This window comes from Lysobacter defluvii IMMIB APB-9 = DSM 18482 (assembly GCF_000423325.1).
Taxonomy (GTDB): Bacteria; Pseudomonadota; Gammaproteobacteria; order Xanthomonadales; family Xanthomonadaceae; genus Novilysobacter; species Novilysobacter defluvii.
Genome location: NZ_AUHT01000004.1, coordinates 415,765 through 430,693, shown reverse-complemented (window position 1 = coordinate 430,693; position 14,929 = coordinate 415,765). Strand labels below are relative to the sequence as shown.

Below are 14,929 nucleotides of genomic sequence, written 5' to 3'. Positions count from 1 at the left end.
GCTCAGTAGGGCGCGCACTGGAGGAAGCGGACGCGGCCCTCGCCTTCGGGTGGCTGCAGCTGGATGCGCTGGTCGCGCACGTCGGGGTGGGGCAGCAGGATGTCGCACACCGACTCGACGAGCGCGTCGTCTGCGGCGCGCTCCAGGCGCACCACCAGGGTGGAGCGGGTGGCCCAGCCAGCGTGCTGCACGTCCGGGAGTTCCGCCAGCTCGTCCAGGACCCGGCCGCGCTGCTCCTCCTCGCTCAGCTCGACCGGGCGCAGCAGGTCCGGCGCCATGGGCGGTGGGGCCGTGCCCGGGGCTTCGGTATCGCGGCGGGTATCCGGTGTCGCGCCGGTCGGCGGCGCGACGGACGGGGCCGGGTCGGAAGCCAGGTGCGGTGTCAGCAGCCACGCCAGGCCCATTCCGAGCAGCACGGCGACCAGCCAGGCCAGCACCCCGCGGCTGCGGATCTCCTTCCGGGCGGTGGCGCGCACGTCCTCGAGCAGGCTGGCCGGGAGCACCGGCTGGACCAGCTTCCACACCGCGGGCCCGTCCAGCAGCTCGATACCGGGATCGACCTTGCGCGCCGCCGGGGCAAAGCACCCGAGCGTGGCGATGACGCCGCCGCGGGCCTCGGACATGTGGATCGCCCTGGACATGCGCTCGACCAGCTCGGGGCCGGTCTGCGAGTCGAGCCCCTGCCGGCAGGCAAGCAGCCAGGTGTGCCCGCCGCGAAGGAGCAGCAGGTGCGCGTCCTGGCCGCGGGACAGGTCCGGCTGTTCGCGGCTGCGGCGGAAGCCTCTTTCTTCCAGGCCCTCGACGATGAAGCGCGAGTACTCGCGCCAGCGCATGGCCGCCAGCCCGGCCAGTCCCGCCTGGCACTCGAACTTGCGCCGCTGGTGCCGCCGGATCAGGAAACTGCTGATGCCACCGACGACGACCGTGACCAGCAGGGTGATGGCGATGAAGCTCAGCGTCGGCATGGATTGCGTGGACCTGCGGCGGGGGCGTCAGGGTATCGCGCGCGTGCGTGCACTACGTGAGCGCCCTGTTCAGCCGAAGCGCTCGCCCAGTACCCGCCGGACTTCCTGCTCGATCGGGCCCCGCATGGGCGCAAGCAGGAATCCCAGCTGGGCGCTGAAGTGCAGTTCGGCCGGCAGCAGCGCCAGGTGCCCCTCCACCCCCGGGCCGGTGAATCGCAGGATGTCGCCGTCCCACGTGCTGTGGATGGCATAGCGCTCGGCGAGGATGGTGGCGACGTCGTGCACGCAGTCGCGCGCGTGCGCCGGCGGCAGGGAGTGGGGGTGGCGGATGTCGATGCTGGCCATTCGCGATACCGTGGTCTGGCAGCACATTGTGCCGGGGGTGGTGCGACGTTCAAGCATGCACGGACGGCGTGTCGCGCCGCGGGGGGCGTGCTAGATTGCGGCCGCGTGGAAACCCTCCGATTCCGATTCGCCGACCGCAGCAACGAGGACATCGTGCTCGGTCCCGGCGTGCATGCCGTGGGCAAGGGCCCGCACGGCCCCCGCCTGGTCGACCGCGGCGAGGACGCGCGCCTGCAGGTCAGCATCGATGGCCGCGGTGCGTGGCTGCAGCTGCGCGAGGGTGCCAGCCGGGTCCACGTCAACGGCCGGCCGGTGCGCCGGATGGCGCTGCTGCGCCCCGGGGATTCGATCCACATCGACGGCGTCGAGCTGGGCCTGGCCGGTGCGCCGCCGCGGCCGGTGCCGACGGCCGCGGAAGGCGCGGCCAATCCGTCGCGCCAGGTGCTTCGCGGCCTCGGCGGTCCGCATCATGGCCGCTGCTTCACGCTGGACCAGCCGCGGACCCTGGGCAGCGGATCCGACTGCGACATCCGCCTCGAGGAGCCCGGCATCCACGACCGGCACCTGATGCTGTGGCCGCAGGGCGCGGGCGTCGCCCTGCAGGTGGCCGAAGACGGGGCCGGCTGCATGGTCAATGGCCACCCGGTGCGCGAGGCCCTGCTGGGGCCGGGCGACCAGGTCGTGGTGGGCCGCGGCCAGCGGTTCGTGGTGGAATCGCCGCTGGTGCGGGTACCGGCGCGACCGGTTGCCCGCGAGTATCCGGTCGAGCCGGCACCGGGCGACTCCGATGCACCCGCCGGCGGATCGTGGCGGCACCTGCCCTGGGTGCTGCTGGCCGCGGCGATGATCGCCGGGATCCTGGCGCTGCTGCTGACCTGGGGAGGATGAGCGATGACCCGTGCATTCAATTTCAGCGCCGGCCCGGCGGCCCTGCCGGAGCCGGTATTGCGGCAGGCGCAGGAAGAACTGCTGGAGTGGCGTGGCACCGGCGCCTCGGTGATGGAACTCAGCCACCGGGGCGGGGAGTTCATGGAGGTCGCCGCGCGTGCCGAGGCGGACCTGCGCAGCCTGCTCACGGTCCCGGATGAGTACCGGGTCCTGTTCCTGGCCGGCGGCGCGACCACCCAGCAGGCGCTGATCCCCCTCAACTTCGCCGCGCCCGGGCAGGCCGCCGACTACGTGGTGACCGGGCACTGGGGCCGCCTCGCGGTCCAGCAGGCCGAGGCTACGGTCGCGGTGAACCTCGCCGCGGATACCGGTCCGGAGCGCTACGTCGACGTTCCCCCGGTCGCGCAGTGGCGGCTGTCGGAGGACGCGGCGTACCTGCACTACACCGACAACGAGACGATCCACGGGGTCGAGTTCGAGGGGGTGCCGGACGCCGGCGACGTGCCGCTGGTGGCGGACTTCAGCTCCAGCATCGCCTCCCGTCCGCTGGATTTCAGCCGCCTCGCCATGGTGTACGCGGGCGCCCAGAAGAACCTGGGGCCGTCCGGGATCGCCGTCGCGGTGATCCGGCCCGACCTGCTGGAGCGGACCGGACAGCCACGGGCGCCGATCCTGGACTACCGCGAGCATGCGCGCGCGGGCTCGATGCTCAACACGCCGGCCACCTTCAACTGGTACCTGGCCGGCCTGGTGTTCCGGTGGATGCTGGACGAGGGCGGGGTCGAGGAGTTCGCCCGCCGCAACGCGGAGAAGGCGGCGCTGCTGTACGCGGCGATCGACGGCTCCGGCGGGTTCTACCGCAACGACGTCGCGCCGCGGGTGCGCTCGCGCATGAACGTGCCGTTCCACCTGCACGATCGGGGGCTGGACCCGCTGTTCCTGCGCGAGGCCACCGAAGCCGGACTGATCGGCCTGAAGGGGCACCGGGCGCTTGGCGGCATGCGGGCCTCGATCTACAACGCCATGCCGGTCGAGGGCGTGCGTGCGCTGGCCGGCTTCATGGACGACTTCCGGAAGCGGCACGGCTGATGGACCGGCAGGACTGGGTGGCCCGGCCCGGGCGGCCGCTGCGCGGGCGGGTGCGGGTGCCCGGGGACAAGTCGGTCTCGCACCGGGCGCTGATGCTGGGCGCGCTGGCCGAAGGCGAGACCCGCATCCACGGCTTCCTGGAAGGCGCCGACACGGTCGCGACCGCACGCATCCTGGAGCAGATGGGGGTCCGCATCGAGGCACCCACGCCGGGCGTGCGGCACGTGCACGGCGTCGGGCTGCACGGGTTGCGCGCCCCGGAAGGCCCGCTGGACTGCGGCAACTCCGGCACCGGGATGCGGCTGCTGGCGGGACTGCTCGCCGGCCAGGCGTTCGACAGCGAACTGGTGGGCGACCGCTCGCTGTCCACGCGGCCGATGCGGCGCGTGGTGGATCCCCTTGGCGCGATGGGGGCGCGGATCGGCACGGCCGATGGCGGCGTGCCACCGCTGCGCATCCAGGGCGGCCAGCCGCTCCTGGGCACGGACCACGTGCTGGCGGTCGCAAGCGCGCAGGTGAAATCCGCACTCCTGCTCGCCGGCCTGTATGCCGACGGCCGCACCAGCGTCGTCGAGCCGCGTCCGACCCGCGACTACACCGAGCGCATGCTCGCCGCCTTCGGCTGGCCGGTGGAATGGAGCCCCGGGCGTGCCGCCCTCGGCGGGGGGCACCGGCTGGTTGCCACGGACGTGGAGGTGCCGGGCGACTTCTCCTCGGCGGCGTTCTTCCTGGTTGCCGCCACGGTCGTGCCCGGTTCGGACCTGCTGCTCACCGGTGTCGGGCTCGACCCGCGCCGCACCGGCCTGCTCGAGGCGCTGCGCAGGATGGGGGCGGACATCGAGGTCCTGGCCGCGCGGAGCCGGGCCGGGACCGAGACCGCCGACCTGCGGGTCCGGCACGCGCCCCTGTCGGGGATCGAGGTGCCCGAAGCGCTGGTGCCCGACATGATCGACGAGTTCCCCGCGCTGTTCGTCGCCGCCGCCTGTGCCCGCGGCGAGACGGTAGTGCGCGGCGCGGCCGAGCTGCGGGTGAAGGAGTCGGACCGGATCGCCGCGATGGCCGTGGGCCTGCGCGAGCTGGGCGCGACGGTCGACGAGGCGCCCGATGGCGCGGTCATCCGGGGGCCGCTGTCGCGCGGCGGCACGGTCGAAGCACTGGGTGACCACCGGATCGCGATGGCCCTGGCGGTCGCCGCGCAGTGCACGCCTGCCCCGGTGCGGGTGCGCGACGTGGCCAACGTGGCGACCTCGTTCCCGGGTTTTGCGTCGCTCGCGGCGGGCGCCGGGATGGGGCTCGCGGAGGAACCCGCGCCGGAGTGACTCAGCGGGCGGGAGTGAACTCGATCGGCACCCGCACCGTGCCGCCCGCGGGTTGCCCGTCCAGCAGCGCCGGTTCGAACCGCCAGCCGCGGACGGCCTCGATCGCCGCCCGGTCCAGGGCCCGCGACCGGCTGCTTTCGGCCACGGTGACGGCGGTGGGCACCCCGTCCGGACCGACCTCGACGCGCAGCATCACCGTGCCGCCCCGGCCCCTGCGCAACTCGGCAGGCGGGTACCGCGGGCTCGGCGTCATGCCGGCGATGGGGCGGGGCGGCCGGCTCTCGCCGGTGGCCCGCGGCGCGGGCGGGGGCGGGGCGGCCTCCGCCGGCTGCGGCGCTGCCTCGGCCTGCTCCGCGGCCACGCTCTCCTCCTCTTCGGCTTCGGAGCGTTCCGGCAGTGCCAGGTCCTGGCCACGCTCGGAAGCGGGCGCCGGCAGTGGCTGGTAGATCGGTTGGGAAGCGGTCGGCGGGGCGCCTTCGCTGCGGTAGAAGTCGTGGTCGTCCCGGTCGCTGTACCACAGCAGTGCAAAGGCGCCGATCCCCAGCGCGACCGCGAGCGCGATCAACAACAGCGCACCCGGTGCGGGTAGCAGGGGATTGCGGCGGCGGGGTGTCGCGTCCTGGTCGGGCATGGGCGATCGCGAAGTGGTCTCGGCCCCATTTTGCATATTCGCGGCGTTGCTGCCCGGACCGGGGGTAGGGCGGGCCGGGTGCGTCTCGGGCGATAATCCCCGCAACCGCTTCCACAAGGTGCCTTCCATGCTCGACCCCGCCCTGCTGCGCCAGCAGCCCGACGACCTTGCCCGACGCCTGCGCGAGACCCGCGGCCACGAGCTGGATGCTGCCTCGCTGTCCGCGCTGGAGGCCGAGCGCAAGCAGATCCAGGCGCGCACACAGGAGCTGCAGGCCCTGCGCAACTCCAGGTCGAAGGAGATCGGCGGACTGATGGGGCGGCTCAGGAAGGCGCAGGGCAGCGACGAGGCGGCGTCGCTCGAAGAGCAGGTCGAGCGGATCAAGGCCGAGGTCGCCGGGTTCGGCGACGAGCTGAAGGAGAGCGAGGAGCGCCTCGACGCGATCCGCGGCGAGCTGGAGGCGATCGCCCTCGGGATCCCGAACCTGCCGGACGACTCGGTGCCAGTCGGCGAGGACGAGGCCGGCAACGTCGAGCAGCACCGCTGGGGCGAGCCGCGCCACTTCGGGTTCGAGGTGAAGGACCATGTCGCCCTGGGCGCACCGCACGGCTGGCTCGATGGCGAGTCCGCGGCGAAGCTGAGCGGGGCGCGTTTCACCGTGCTGCGCGGACCGGTCGCGCGCCTGCACCGGGCGCTGGCGCAGTTCATGCTCGACCTGCACACCGGCGAGCACGGCTACGAGGAGACCAACGTCCCGGTGCTGGTCAACCCCGATGCGATGCAGGGCACGGGCCAGCTGCCGAAGTTCGAGGACGACCTGTTCGCCACCGAGATCGGGGAAGCCGGCGAGCCCAACAGCCGCCGCTACCTGGTTCCGACCGCCGAGGTGCCGTTGACCAACCTGGTCCGCGACGCGATCACCGACGCCGCCGTGCTGCCGCTGCGCATGACCGCGCACTCGATGTGCTTCCGCGCCGAGGCCGGCAGCCACGGCCGCGACACCCGCGGGATGATCCGCCAGCACCAGTTCGAGAAGGTGGAGCTGGTCAGCATCACCCGCCCGGAGCAGAGCGCGGACGAGCACGAGCGCATGACCCGCAACGCCGAGGCCGTACTCGAGCGGCTGGGCCTGCCGTACCGGCGGATGCTGCTGTGCAGCGGCGACATGGGCTTCTCGGCCACCAAGACCTACGACCTGGAGGTCTGGCTGCCGAGCCAGCAGACCTACCGCGAGATCTCCTCGGTGTCCAACTGCGGCGCCTTCCAGGCCCGGCGCATGCAGGCGCGCTGGCGCAACCCGGAAACCGGCAAGCCCGAGCTGGTGCATACCCTCAACGGTTCCGGCGTCGCGGTCGGCCGTGCGCTGATCGCGGTGATGGAGAACGGACAGCAGGAGGACGGGTCGATCACCGTCCCCGAGGTGCTGCGCCCGTACATGGGCGGGGTGGAGTCGATCCGGCCCTGAACTGCTGACGGATTGCCGGCAAAGCTGCTCAAATAGCCCCATTCGTTCCACCGAGGGAACACCGGATGCACGACCTGAACGACCTGTACTACTTCGCCGTGGTGGTGGAGCACGCCGGGTTCGCCGCCGCCGAGCGGGCACTGGGGATCCCCAAGTCCCGCCTCAGCCGGCGGATCAGCCAGCTGGAGGCCGAGCTGGGCGTGCGCCTGCTGCAGCGCTCCACGCGCCGTTTCGCGGTGACCGACGTGGGCCAAGCCGTGTACCGCCATGCCCAGACCATGCTCAGCGAGGCCCAGGCGGCGCGCGAGGTGGTCGATCGCCTGAGCGCCGAGCCGCGCGGCGTGGTCCGGGTCAGCGTGCCGGTCAGCATGGCGCAGCAGAACATGCCGCGGCTGCTGCCCGAGTTCCTGGCGCGCTACCCGGAGGTGCGCGTGCACCTGACGGTCAGCAACCGGCGCGTGGACATCATCAACGAGGGCATCGACGTCGCGCTGCGCGTGCGCACGCGGCTGGACGACGACGGCAGCCTGGTCATGCGCAGCTTCGGCATGATCCAGGAGCTGCTGGTCGCCAGCCCGGACTACCTGCGGCGCATGGGGGAGCCGGCCAGCCCCGACGAGCTGGCCGAGCACGTCACCCTGGCGATGAGCGACGACGACGCCCCGCAGCGCTGGGAACTCCACGGGCCCGGGGGCGAGGTCAAGCGCGTCGACCTCAAGCCGCGGGTCAGCGGCTTCGATTTCCCCATGCTGATGGCGCTGGCCGAGCGCGGCGTCGGCATCACCCTGCTGCCGGAAACCATCTGCTCCGACGCCGTGCGCAACGGCACCCTCAAGGTGGTGCTGCCGCAGTGGCGCCTGCCGCAGGGGATCTCGCACGCGGTGTTCGCCTCGCGCCGCGGCATGCTCCCGGCGGTGCGGGTGTTCATCGACTTCCTGGCCGAGAAGCTGCCGCCGATGATCGAAACCGCGCGGCTGGGCTGCGGCGAGATCAACGGCAAGCCCTGCTCCGCGGAAGAGGAAGCCGCGTTCCGCCGCCAGGCGGGCGTCCCGTGACAGAATAGCCCCGCCGCAGGACGCGGCAGGGAACCAGGGGGACCCAGTGGAAGCGTGGCCGAGTGGTTGAAGGCACCGGTCTTGAAAACCGGCAACGGGCAACCGTTCGTGGGTTCGAATCCCACCGCTTCCGCCACTCACCCATCAAGGAGGAAGAAGGGTATGGCGATCAGGATCTTCATCGTTGACGACCACGCGCTGGTGCGCAGCGGCATCCGCTTGATCGTGTCCGGGCAGCCTGACATGGAGGTGGTCGGCGAGGCATCGACCGGCGAGGCGGCGTTGCCGCAGGTACGCGCGCTCAAGCCCGACGTGGTGCTGTGCGACCTGCACCTGCCGGGGATGAGCGGACTCGAGGTCACCGAGCGCATCGTGCGCGGGCAGCCCGACACGCGGGTGGTGATGGTGTCCGTGCTCGAGGACGGACCGATGCCGCGCCGGCTGCTGGAGGCCGGTGCCTCGGGCTACGTGGGCAAGGGCGGCGATGCGGAAGAACTGCTGGACGCGATCCGCGAGGTGTCGCGGGGCCGGCGCTTCCTGGCCGGCAACGTGGCCCGGCACATGGCGCTGTCGGGCATCGATGGCGCGGGCAACCCCTTCGACGCGTTGAGCGACCGGGAGCTGGAGGTTGCGCTGATGCTCGCCCAGGGCCTGCGGCAGGGCCAGATCGCCGAACGGCTCAGCCTGAGTCCCAAGACGGTCAACACCCACAAGAGCCGGCTGTTCGACAAGCTCGGGATCGGAGACACCGTGGCGCTGGCCCGGCTGATGGGGCAGTACGGGCTGGTCGAGGAAACCTCGGTCCCCGGCTGAAAAAGAAAACGGGCCGCATCAGCGGCCCGTTTCCGTGTTCCCGGCTGGCGCGTCAGCTTGCGTCGCGCTTGCTGTCGTCTTCCGTTGCCGGCTGCCCTTCGACGCCCGCCTGTTCCGCACCCTCGGTCGCCGCGTCGGCAGGGGCCGGCGCGGGAGCGGGGGAGGGGGCCGGCGCCTCGTTGGTGTCGAACAGGTTGCCGGTCCGGGGCTCCACCGCGGTCTCGGCGCCGCCGCCGCCCAGTGCGTCCGGCGCGGGTTCGGCCGCGTCTTCGTCCCCGGCGCCGAGCGCATCGGGTGCGGTCTCGGCAGCATTCCCGCCGCCGCCGCCCAGGGCGTCGGGTGCGGGCGGCGCAGCCGGGGCTTCATCGGCGACCGGATCCTGCGCCTGCGCGACGAGCGCCGGCGTGGCCGGCTCCGGTTCGCTGACCGGGGCAGGTGCGGGGACGACCTCCGGCACGCTGTCCGCGCGGGTCTCCTCGACCACGGCGGCAGGCGCAGGCGCCGGTGCCTCGGCCTCGGAGGCGACCGTGGTCCCCGGGTCACCGTCTGCTACGCCCCCGGTGGCGCCGGGGGCAGCGTCCGGGCTGGCGGCCGCGGCTGCGGCGCGCTTGGCAGCGGACTTGCGTGGACGGCGGCTGCGGCTGGCCGGCCTGGGCTGAGCCTCGGCTCCGGCCGCGGCATCGGCATCGGCATCGGAACTGGCGCCGGCGTTGGCCGTTTCCCCGTGGCTGGCCACCGGATCGGCACTCTTCGCCGGCTCCTCGTCCGCGACCCTGTCGGCCGCTTCACTGGCCGGATCGGCATTCGCCTGTACCGGCTCGGAAGCGGCCTCCCGGGCGGGAGCGGGCGCCGGGGCGGGAGCCGGTGCAGCGGCGGGGGCCGTTGCGGGAGCTTCCGCTACAGCGGGAGGCGCCGACGGCGCGGGAGCCGGGGACGGAGCGGAACCCGGAGCTGCGTTCTTCTTCGCGGCGCCGTCCTTGCCCTCGTCGGTGCCCGGCAGGTTGCTGGCGGCCTCCTCGGCGAAGTCGAACTCGGGGTGGGAGCCGCCGCTGGGTACCGGCGGCACGTCATCGACGCTCTCCGCGTCGGACGCGGCGTCGATGTCGGCGGTGTCCGGACGGTCGGCGCCGGCGTTTTCGCCACTGCGGCGACGGCGGCGGCCACCGCGACGGCCACGACGGCGACGGCTGCTGCCTTCCCCTTCGGTGGCTTCGGCATCCGGGTCGGTGCCCTTGATGTAGCCAGAGTCCTTCACCGGCTGCAGGTTGCGCTCGTCCGGCGCCTCGGCGCTGGCGACCCCCGGTGCCGCTGCGGCGACACGGCGCTCTTCCACAGCCTCGGGTGCCTCGCTGGTGCGGCCCTTGCGGGTCCCGGGTGCGTCCTGCGCAGCCTGGGCCGCGGCGCGGGGCTGCTCGTCCCGGTCCTGGCGCTCGCGCTTGCCATTTCCGCTGGCGGAGGCGTTGCCGTTGGCGCCGGAACGGGCCTTGTCCTGGCGGTCGGCGCGCTCGCCCCGGCCCTTGCCGCGCTGGCGGCGCTCCTGGCTGCGCTCCTCGCCCGCGGCCTCGCGGCCGGGCTGCTTGCCGTTGCCGTTGGCGTTGCCGTTGGCGCGTGCCTCGTCGCGGCGGGTACCGTTGTCGCGGCCGCCCTTGCCGCGCCGGCGGCCGTTGCCGCGGTCTGCGTCACGGCCGGACTCGCGCGAGGCGTCCGCGGCGGACTTCGCGGCGTCGGCGACCGGGGCGCCGCGGAAGAAGCGCATGATCCGCTCCACCATGCCGATGGAGTGGGTCGGGGCCACCACCGGGGCCGGGGCCGGCGCGGGTGCCGGTGCTTCCGGCTCGCGGAGCTCGCGCACCGGGGCGGGGCGCTCGTGGCGGACGTTGGTGACCGCCGGCTTCGGGATGTTGAGGTTGGCCTTGCTCAGTGCGTGCACCGGCAGCTTGCGCTGCGTGCCACGGTGGTAGCTCGGCTTGCTGCTCTCCTCGCCCAGCTCGTTCTCGCGCAGGCGGGTGACCTCGTAGTGCGGGGTGTGCAGGTGCTCGTCGGCGACGATCACGACCGGCGCATCGTGGCGCGTCTCGATCTCGCTCAGGGCGCGGCGCTTCTCGTTGAGCAGGTAGTTGGCGATCTCCACCGGGGCCTGTACCAGCACCTGTCCGGTGTTGTCCTTCATCGCGTGCTCCTCGGCCACCCGCAGGATGGCCAGCGACAGCGACTCGACCGAGCGCATCCGGCCCTGGCCCTCGCAGCGCGGGCAAACGATCTGGCTCGACTCGCCCAGCGACGGGCGCAGGCGCTGGCGGCTCATCTCCAGCAGGCCGAAGCGTGAGATCCGGCCCACCTGCACCCGGGCGCGATCCTGGCGCAGCGACTGCTGCAGCCGGTTCTCGACCTCGCGCTGGTGCCTGGACGAGGACATGTCGATGAAGTCGATCACCACCAGGCCGCCCAGGTCGCGCAGGCGCATCTGGCGGGCGACCTCCTCGGCCGCCTCCAGGTTGGTATTGAGCGCGGTCTCCTCGATGTCGCCGCCCTTGGTGGCGCGCGCGGAGTTGACGTCCACCGCGGTCAGCGCCTCGGTCTGGTCGATGACCAGCGCGCCGCCGGACGGCAGGCGCACCTCGCGCTCGTAGGCGCTCTCGATCTGGGACTCGATCTGGTAGCGGTTGAACAGCGGGACGTCGTCGGTGTAGTGCTTGAGCTTGCGCAGGTTGTGCGGCATCACCTGCTCGATGAACTCGCGCGCCTCGGCGTACATCTCCTCGGTGTCGACCAGGATCTCGCCGATGTCCGGCCGCATGTAGTCACGCAGCGCGCGGATGATCAGCCGGCTTTCCTGGTAGATCAGGAACGGGGCGGGCTTGGCCAGGGCCGCGTCGCAGACCGACTTCCAGACCTGGAGCAGGTAGTCGAGGTCCCACTGCAGCTCCTCGGCGTCGCGGCCGACGCCGGCGGTGCGGATGATCACGCCCATCTCGTCGGGGATGGTCATCGCCTCCATCGCCCGCTTGAGCTCGGCGCGGTCCTCGCCCTCGATCCGGCGCGAGACGCCGCCGGCGGTGGGCGAGTTGGGCATCAGCACCATGTAGCGGCCGGCCAGCGAGATGAAGGTGGTCAGGGCGGCGCCCTTGTTCCCGCGCTCCTCCTTGTCGACCTGGACCACGACTTCCTGGCCCTCGCGCAGCAATTCCTTGAGGCCGGCCTTGTTCGGGTCGACGCCGGACTGGAAGTAGTCGCGGGAGATTTCCTTCAGCGGCAGGAAGCCGTGGCGGTTGCCGCCGTACTCGACGAAGGCCGCCTCGAGCGACGGCTCCAGCCGCGTGATGCGGCCCTTGTAGATGTTGGACTTCTTCTGTTCCTGGGACGGCTGCTCGATGTCGATGTCGTACAGGTTCTGGCCGTCCACGATCGCGACGCGCAGTTCTTCTGCCTGCGTCGCATTGATCAGCATGCGTTTCATTGTCGCGTTCCTCGCGCGCAACTCCGCGCCGAACGCCTTGGCGTAGCCCCTGGAACCTCCGCTACGCCTGCACGGCCCGCTGCTACCGGTACCCGGGCGCCGGTGCGCGTGCTGGCGTTGCCTTCCGATTTCCAGCGCTGCAACACCACGGCGGGCCGCGGGAGCGCTTGTCTGCTGCGTTGTTCTTTTCCGGGCCGGCGGCGCCAGGGCAGGGCCCCCTCGCCGCCGGGTCGTGTTCATTCCGATATCACCGGAGGTGTGACCCACCGGACGAGCCAAGGTTCCCGGCGCAGGCCGTTGCTAACATGGCGCTGGCGCACTCTGGACCCGGCATGCCGCGGTCCGGACCGGGTGCTTTCCCGGCACGGCCAGCCCGCAGCCATCGCGGCAGGGCAACCCCTGCCAAATCAAAACCTTATCTCGCGTCGCGAGTGTAGCAGAACAATCCGGCCCAATGACCCCCCCAGAAAACCCCGAAAACCGCGGCGGCGCCCGCCTGGTGACCGTCCCGGAGGACCGCGCCGGACAGCGCCTGGACAACTTCCTCCTGGGCCAGCTGAAGGGCACGCCGCGCTCGCTCGTCTACAAGATCGTGCGCTCCGGCCAGGTGCGGGTGAACGGCGGCCGGGTGAAGGTCGACCGGCGGCTGGAGGGCGGGGACGAGGTCCGCATTCCCCCGGTTCGCACCGGGGAGCCCGGCGCCACCGCCACGCCGCCGCGCGCCTACATGGACGCGCTGCAGGCCGCGGTGGTGTTCGAGGACGACCGCTTGCTGGCGCTGGACAAGCCCTCGGGGGTCGCCAGCCATGGCGGCAGCGGGATCAGCTTCGGCGCCATCGAGACCCTACGGGCCGCACGCCCGGGGCAGACCCTGGAGCTGGTGCACCGGCTGGACCGGGACACTTCCGGCCTGCTGATCGTCGCCAAGAAGCGCTCGGCCCTGGTCGAATTGCAGGCCCTGCTGCGCGAGGAGCACGGGATCGCGAAGCGCTACCTGGCGTTGCTGACCGGGCGGATGCCGGACGGGACCATGACGGTCGATGCGCCGCTGCACGTCGGGCTGCGCCAGGGCGGCGAGCGGCACGTGCAGGTGAATGCCGCCGGCAAGCCCTCGGTCAGCCACTTCCGGGTGATCGAGCGCATGGGGGGGCATTCCTATGGCGAGGTGAGGATCGAGACCGGCCGCACCCACCAGATCCGGGCCCACGCCCGGCACATCGGCCACCCGGTTGCCGGCGACGACAAGTACGGCGACCCGGAGGTCAACAAGCGCCTTCGCGAGAAGGCCGGCCTGCGCCGGCTGTTCCTCCACTCCTCGACCCTGGAGTTCGAGCTGGACGGCGGCAGGACGCCCTACCTGCTGAACGCGCCCCTGCCGGCGGAGCTCACCGCGGTGCTGGACCGCCTCGCCGGCGGCCGCTGAGCCGGGGCGCGGCTCAGCGCTGCTCGTCGACCAGGTTGCACATCTGCGGCCGCTCGGTGGGCGGCCGGAAGGTGACCGGGACCCGCAGGTCGGAGGCCACCGGCTGGCCGCCGCGCGTGCCGGGGGTGAACTCCCACTCGCGCACGGCCGCCAGCGCGGCCTCGTCCAGGGCCGGCTGGCCGCTGCTGCGCTCCACCCGCACCTGCTGGGGCTTTCCGTCCAGGCCGACCTCCATGATCAGCTCGACCGTGCCGCCGACGTCGTAGCAGGCCAGTTCCACCGGGTACTCGGGCGGCGGCGTGTGGCGCGCCATGGGCTGGGTAGGCGCGACCACTGCCTCGGAGTCGACGGGGCGATCGCAACCGGCAAGGGCCACGGCGGCAACGAGGCCGGCAAGTGGCAGCAGGAGCGGGGCACGGGCCGTATCGGTGCGGGACTGGGACATGGCCTTACTCCGTGAGGGCGTCGGCTTTGGCCGCGCAGATGAAGTCGTTCTCGCTCAGCCCGCCCACGTCGTGCGTGGAGTAGCGGACCACCACGCGGTCGTAATGGACCTGGAGGTCCGGATGGTGGTCCTCGCGGTGGGCGACGAAGGCCAGCGCGTTCACGAACGCCATGGTCCGGTAGTAGTCGTCGAAGCGGAAGGTCCTGGTGATCGCCTCGCCGTCCTCGACCACCTCCCAGCCCGGGACCTGGGGCAGGAGTTCGCGCAGGCGTGCGTCGCCGAGCCGGTGCGACGCGCCGCGGCGGGGCATGCAGTGGGCTTGGGCGAGCGGAATCAGGTCGTTCATCGGGGTCTCCGGTGGTGCGCAGGGCAACGCTGATCGTACGGCAACCGGCCGCTGGGCTGCGGGACAGCCGGGGGAGGCTAGAATGCCCGCATGATCCAGATCTCCGATACCGCCCAGCAGCACTTCCGCAAGCTGATCGAGCGCGAGGCCCTGCCGGGGCTTGGCGTGCGCCTGAGTGCCGTCGAGCCGGGCACCCCCCGCGCCGACGTCCGCCTGGAGTTCGCCGAGCCCGCCGACCTCAAGGGCGACGAGTGGGCGGTCGACTGCGACGGCTTCACCCTCTGGCTGGACGCCTCCAGCACCCGCTACCTCGACGGCGCGCAGATCGACTACGAGCAGCGCGGGACCGCGGGCCAGCTGCAGATCCGCGCCCCCGGCATCAAGGGCGCGCCGCCGCCCGAGTCCGCATCGCTGGTGGAGCGGGTCCGCTACGTCATCGACAACGAGATCAACCCGCAGCTCGCCTCCCACCGCGGCAGCGTCAGCCTGGAGGAAGTGACCGCCGAGGGCGTCGTCATCCTGCGCTTCGGCGGGGGCTGCCACGGCTGCGGCATGGCCGACGTCACCCTCAAGCAGGGGATCGAGAAGACCCTGCTGCAGAAGGTGCCGGGGGTGACCGCGGTCCGCGACGCGACCGACCACGACACCGGCGCGGCGCCGTACTTCGCCCGCGACCAGCGCGCCTGAT

The 14,929-nt window shown here is 72.4% G+C and carries 13 protein-coding genes, 1 tRNA gene and 1 pseudogene; 9 read left to right on the top strand and 6 right to left on the bottom strand.

Going from position 1 to position 14,929, the window contains the following annotated elements:
- Positions 1 to 2 precede the first annotated feature (2 nt).
- Together G545_RS0102090 and G545_RS0102085 are read right to left on the bottom strand one after the other, a co-directional pair.
- A complete protein-coding gene (locus G545_RS0102090) occupies positions 3 to 965 on the bottom strand; it encodes a restriction endonuclease (RefSeq protein ID WP_027068948.1) in 963 nt (320 codons plus the stop codon).
- 69 nt (positions 966 to 1,034) lie between these two features.
- Positions 1,035 to 1,310: a polyhydroxyalkanoic acid system family protein gene (locus G545_RS0102085; protein WP_027068947.1), complete on the bottom strand. Its 276-nt coding sequence runs from the start codon at positions 1,308 to 1,310 to the stop codon at positions 1,035 to 1,037.
- 105 nt (positions 1,311 to 1,415) lie between these two features.
- On the opposite strand from G545_RS0102085, the gene G545_RS0102080 reads away from it, so the two are divergent.
- Genes G545_RS0102080 through aroA form a run of 3 tightly spaced genes read left to right on the top strand, consistent with a single transcriptional unit; the run spans position 1,416 to position 4,606 of the window.
- Complete coding sequence (locus G545_RS0102080; RefSeq protein WP_027068946.1) at positions 1,416 to 2,198, top strand: FHA domain-containing protein; 783 nt, start codon at positions 1,416 to 1,418, stop codon at positions 2,196 to 2,198.
- A gap of 3 nt (positions 2,199 to 2,201) precedes the next feature.
- Positions 2,202 to 3,287, top strand: coding sequence for a 3-phosphoserine/phosphohydroxythreonine transaminase (gene serC, locus G545_RS0102075; RefSeq protein ID WP_027068945.1), 1,086 nt, complete (start codon positions 2,202 to 2,204; stop codon positions 3,285 to 3,287).
- Positions 3,287 to 4,606, top strand: coding sequence for a 3-phosphoshikimate 1-carboxyvinyltransferase (gene aroA / locus G545_RS0102070; protein WP_027068944.1), 1,320 nt, complete (start codon positions 3,287 to 3,289; stop codon positions 4,604 to 4,606). Before serC ends, aroA begins: the two co-directional genes overlap by 1 nt.
- Before the next feature lies 1 nt (position 4,607).
- Here aroA and G545_RS0102065 read toward each other — a convergent pair whose 3' ends face one another.
- Complete coding sequence (locus G545_RS0102065; protein ID WP_027068943.1) at positions 4,608 to 5,237, bottom strand: energy transducer TonB; 630 nt, start codon at positions 5,235 to 5,237, stop codon at positions 4,608 to 4,610.
- A gap of 127 nt (positions 5,238 to 5,364) precedes the next feature.
- Between G545_RS0102065 and serS the strand changes: the two genes are divergently transcribed.
- From serS to G545_RS0102045, 4 genes and pseudogenes are all read left to right on the top strand, one after another.
- Entirely contained in the window at positions 5,365 to 6,702 is a 1,338-nt protein-coding gene (serS, locus tag G545_RS0102060) for a serine--tRNA ligase (protein WP_027068942.1), read from the top strand.
- A 65-nt stretch (positions 6,703 to 6,767) separates the two neighbouring features.
- Positions 6,768 to 7,688 (top strand): annotated as a pseudogene (locus G545_RS13210) (LysR substrate-binding domain-containing protein); the annotation flags it as partial.
- 117 nt (positions 7,689 to 7,805) lie between these two features.
- Positions 7,806 to 7,893: transfer RNA gene (locus tag G545_RS0102050), tRNA-Ser, on the top strand.
- Between the two features lie 26 nt (positions 7,894 to 7,919).
- Complete coding sequence (locus G545_RS0102045; RefSeq protein WP_027068941.1) at positions 7,920 to 8,570, top strand: response regulator; 651 nt, start codon at positions 7,920 to 7,922, stop codon at positions 8,568 to 8,570.
- A gap of 52 nt (positions 8,571 to 8,622) precedes the next feature.
- Here the strand turns inward: G545_RS0102045 and G545_RS13205 are convergent, their stop codons facing one another.
- A complete protein-coding gene (locus tag G545_RS13205; protein WP_081677669.1) occupies positions 8,623 to 12,027 on the bottom strand; it encodes an Rne/Rng family ribonuclease in 3,405 nt (1,134 codons plus the stop codon).
- A gap of 454 nt (positions 12,028 to 12,481) precedes the next feature.
- On the opposite strand from G545_RS13205, the gene G545_RS0102035 reads away from it, so the two are divergent.
- On the top strand, positions 12,482 to 13,450 hold the full coding sequence (locus G545_RS0102035) for an RluA family pseudouridine synthase (RefSeq protein WP_027068940.1): 969 nt from the start codon (positions 12,482 to 12,484) through the stop codon (positions 13,448 to 13,450).
- Between the two features lie 13 nt (positions 13,451 to 13,463).
- On the opposite strand, the gene G545_RS0102030 is transcribed toward G545_RS0102035, so the two are convergent.
- Both G545_RS0102030 and G545_RS0102025 read right to left on the bottom strand, forming a co-directional pair.
- Complete coding sequence (locus G545_RS0102030) at positions 13,464 to 13,895, bottom strand: energy transducer TonB (protein ID WP_052106859.1); 432 nt, start codon at positions 13,893 to 13,895, stop codon at positions 13,464 to 13,466.
- 4 nt (positions 13,896 to 13,899) lie between these two features.
- A complete protein-coding gene (locus tag G545_RS0102025; RefSeq protein WP_027068938.1) occupies positions 13,900 to 14,241 on the bottom strand; it encodes a 4a-hydroxytetrahydrobiopterin dehydratase in 342 nt (113 codons plus the stop codon).
- Positions 14,242 to 14,331: 90 nt separating this feature from the next.
- On the opposite strand from G545_RS0102025, the gene G545_RS0102020 reads away from it, so the two are divergent.
- On the top strand, positions 14,332 to 14,928 hold the full coding sequence (locus G545_RS0102020; RefSeq protein WP_027068937.1) for an NfuA family Fe-S biogenesis protein: 597 nt from the start codon (positions 14,332 to 14,334) through the stop codon (positions 14,926 to 14,928).
- Position 14,929 lies beyond the last annotated feature (1 nt).

What these genes read in the sequence shown, in the direction of transcription:
- G545_RS0102090 (WP_027068948.1), bottom strand. Translation starts at nt 965, where the DNA reads ATGCCGACGCTGAGCTTCATCGCCATCACCCTGCTGGTCACGGTCGTC.
- G545_RS0102085 (WP_027068947.1), bottom strand. Translation starts at nt 1,310, where the DNA reads ATGGCCAGCATCGACATCCGCCACCCCCACTCCCTGCCGCCGGCGCAC.
- serC (WP_027068945.1), top strand. Translation starts at nt 2,202, where the DNA reads ATGACCCGTGCATTCAATTTCAGCGCCGGCCCGGCGGCCCTGCCGGAG.
- aroA (WP_027068944.1), top strand. Translation starts at nt 3,287, where the DNA reads ATGGACCGGCAGGACTGGGTGGCCCGGCCCGGGCGGCCGCTGCGCGGG.
- G545_RS0102065 (WP_027068943.1), bottom strand. Translation starts at nt 5,237, where the DNA reads ATGCCCGACCAGGACGCGACACCCCGCCGCCGCAATCCCCTGCTACCC.
- serS (WP_027068942.1), top strand. Translation starts at nt 5,365, where the DNA reads ATGCTCGACCCCGCCCTGCTGCGCCAGCAGCCCGACGACCTTGCCCGA.
- G545_RS0102045 (WP_027068941.1), top strand. Translation starts at nt 7,920, where the DNA reads ATGGCGATCAGGATCTTCATCGTTGACGACCACGCGCTGGTGCGCAGC.
- G545_RS13205 (WP_081677669.1), bottom strand. Translation starts at nt 12,027, where the DNA reads ATGAAACGCATGCTGATCAATGCGACGCAGGCAGAAGAACTGCGCGTC.
- G545_RS0102035 (WP_027068940.1), top strand. Translation starts at nt 12,482, where the DNA reads ATGACCCCCCCAGAAAACCCCGAAAACCGCGGCGGCGCCCGCCTGGTG.
- G545_RS0102030 (WP_052106859.1), bottom strand. Translation starts at nt 13,895, where the DNA reads ATGTCCCAGTCCCGCACCGATACGGCCCGTGCCCCGCTCCTGCTGCCA.
- G545_RS0102025 (WP_027068938.1), bottom strand. Translation starts at nt 14,241, where the DNA reads ATGAACGACCTGATTCCGCTCGCCCAAGCCCACTGCATGCCCCGCCGC.
- G545_RS0102020 (WP_027068937.1), top strand. Translation starts at nt 14,332, where the DNA reads ATGATCCAGATCTCCGATACCGCCCAGCAGCACTTCCGCAAGCTGATC.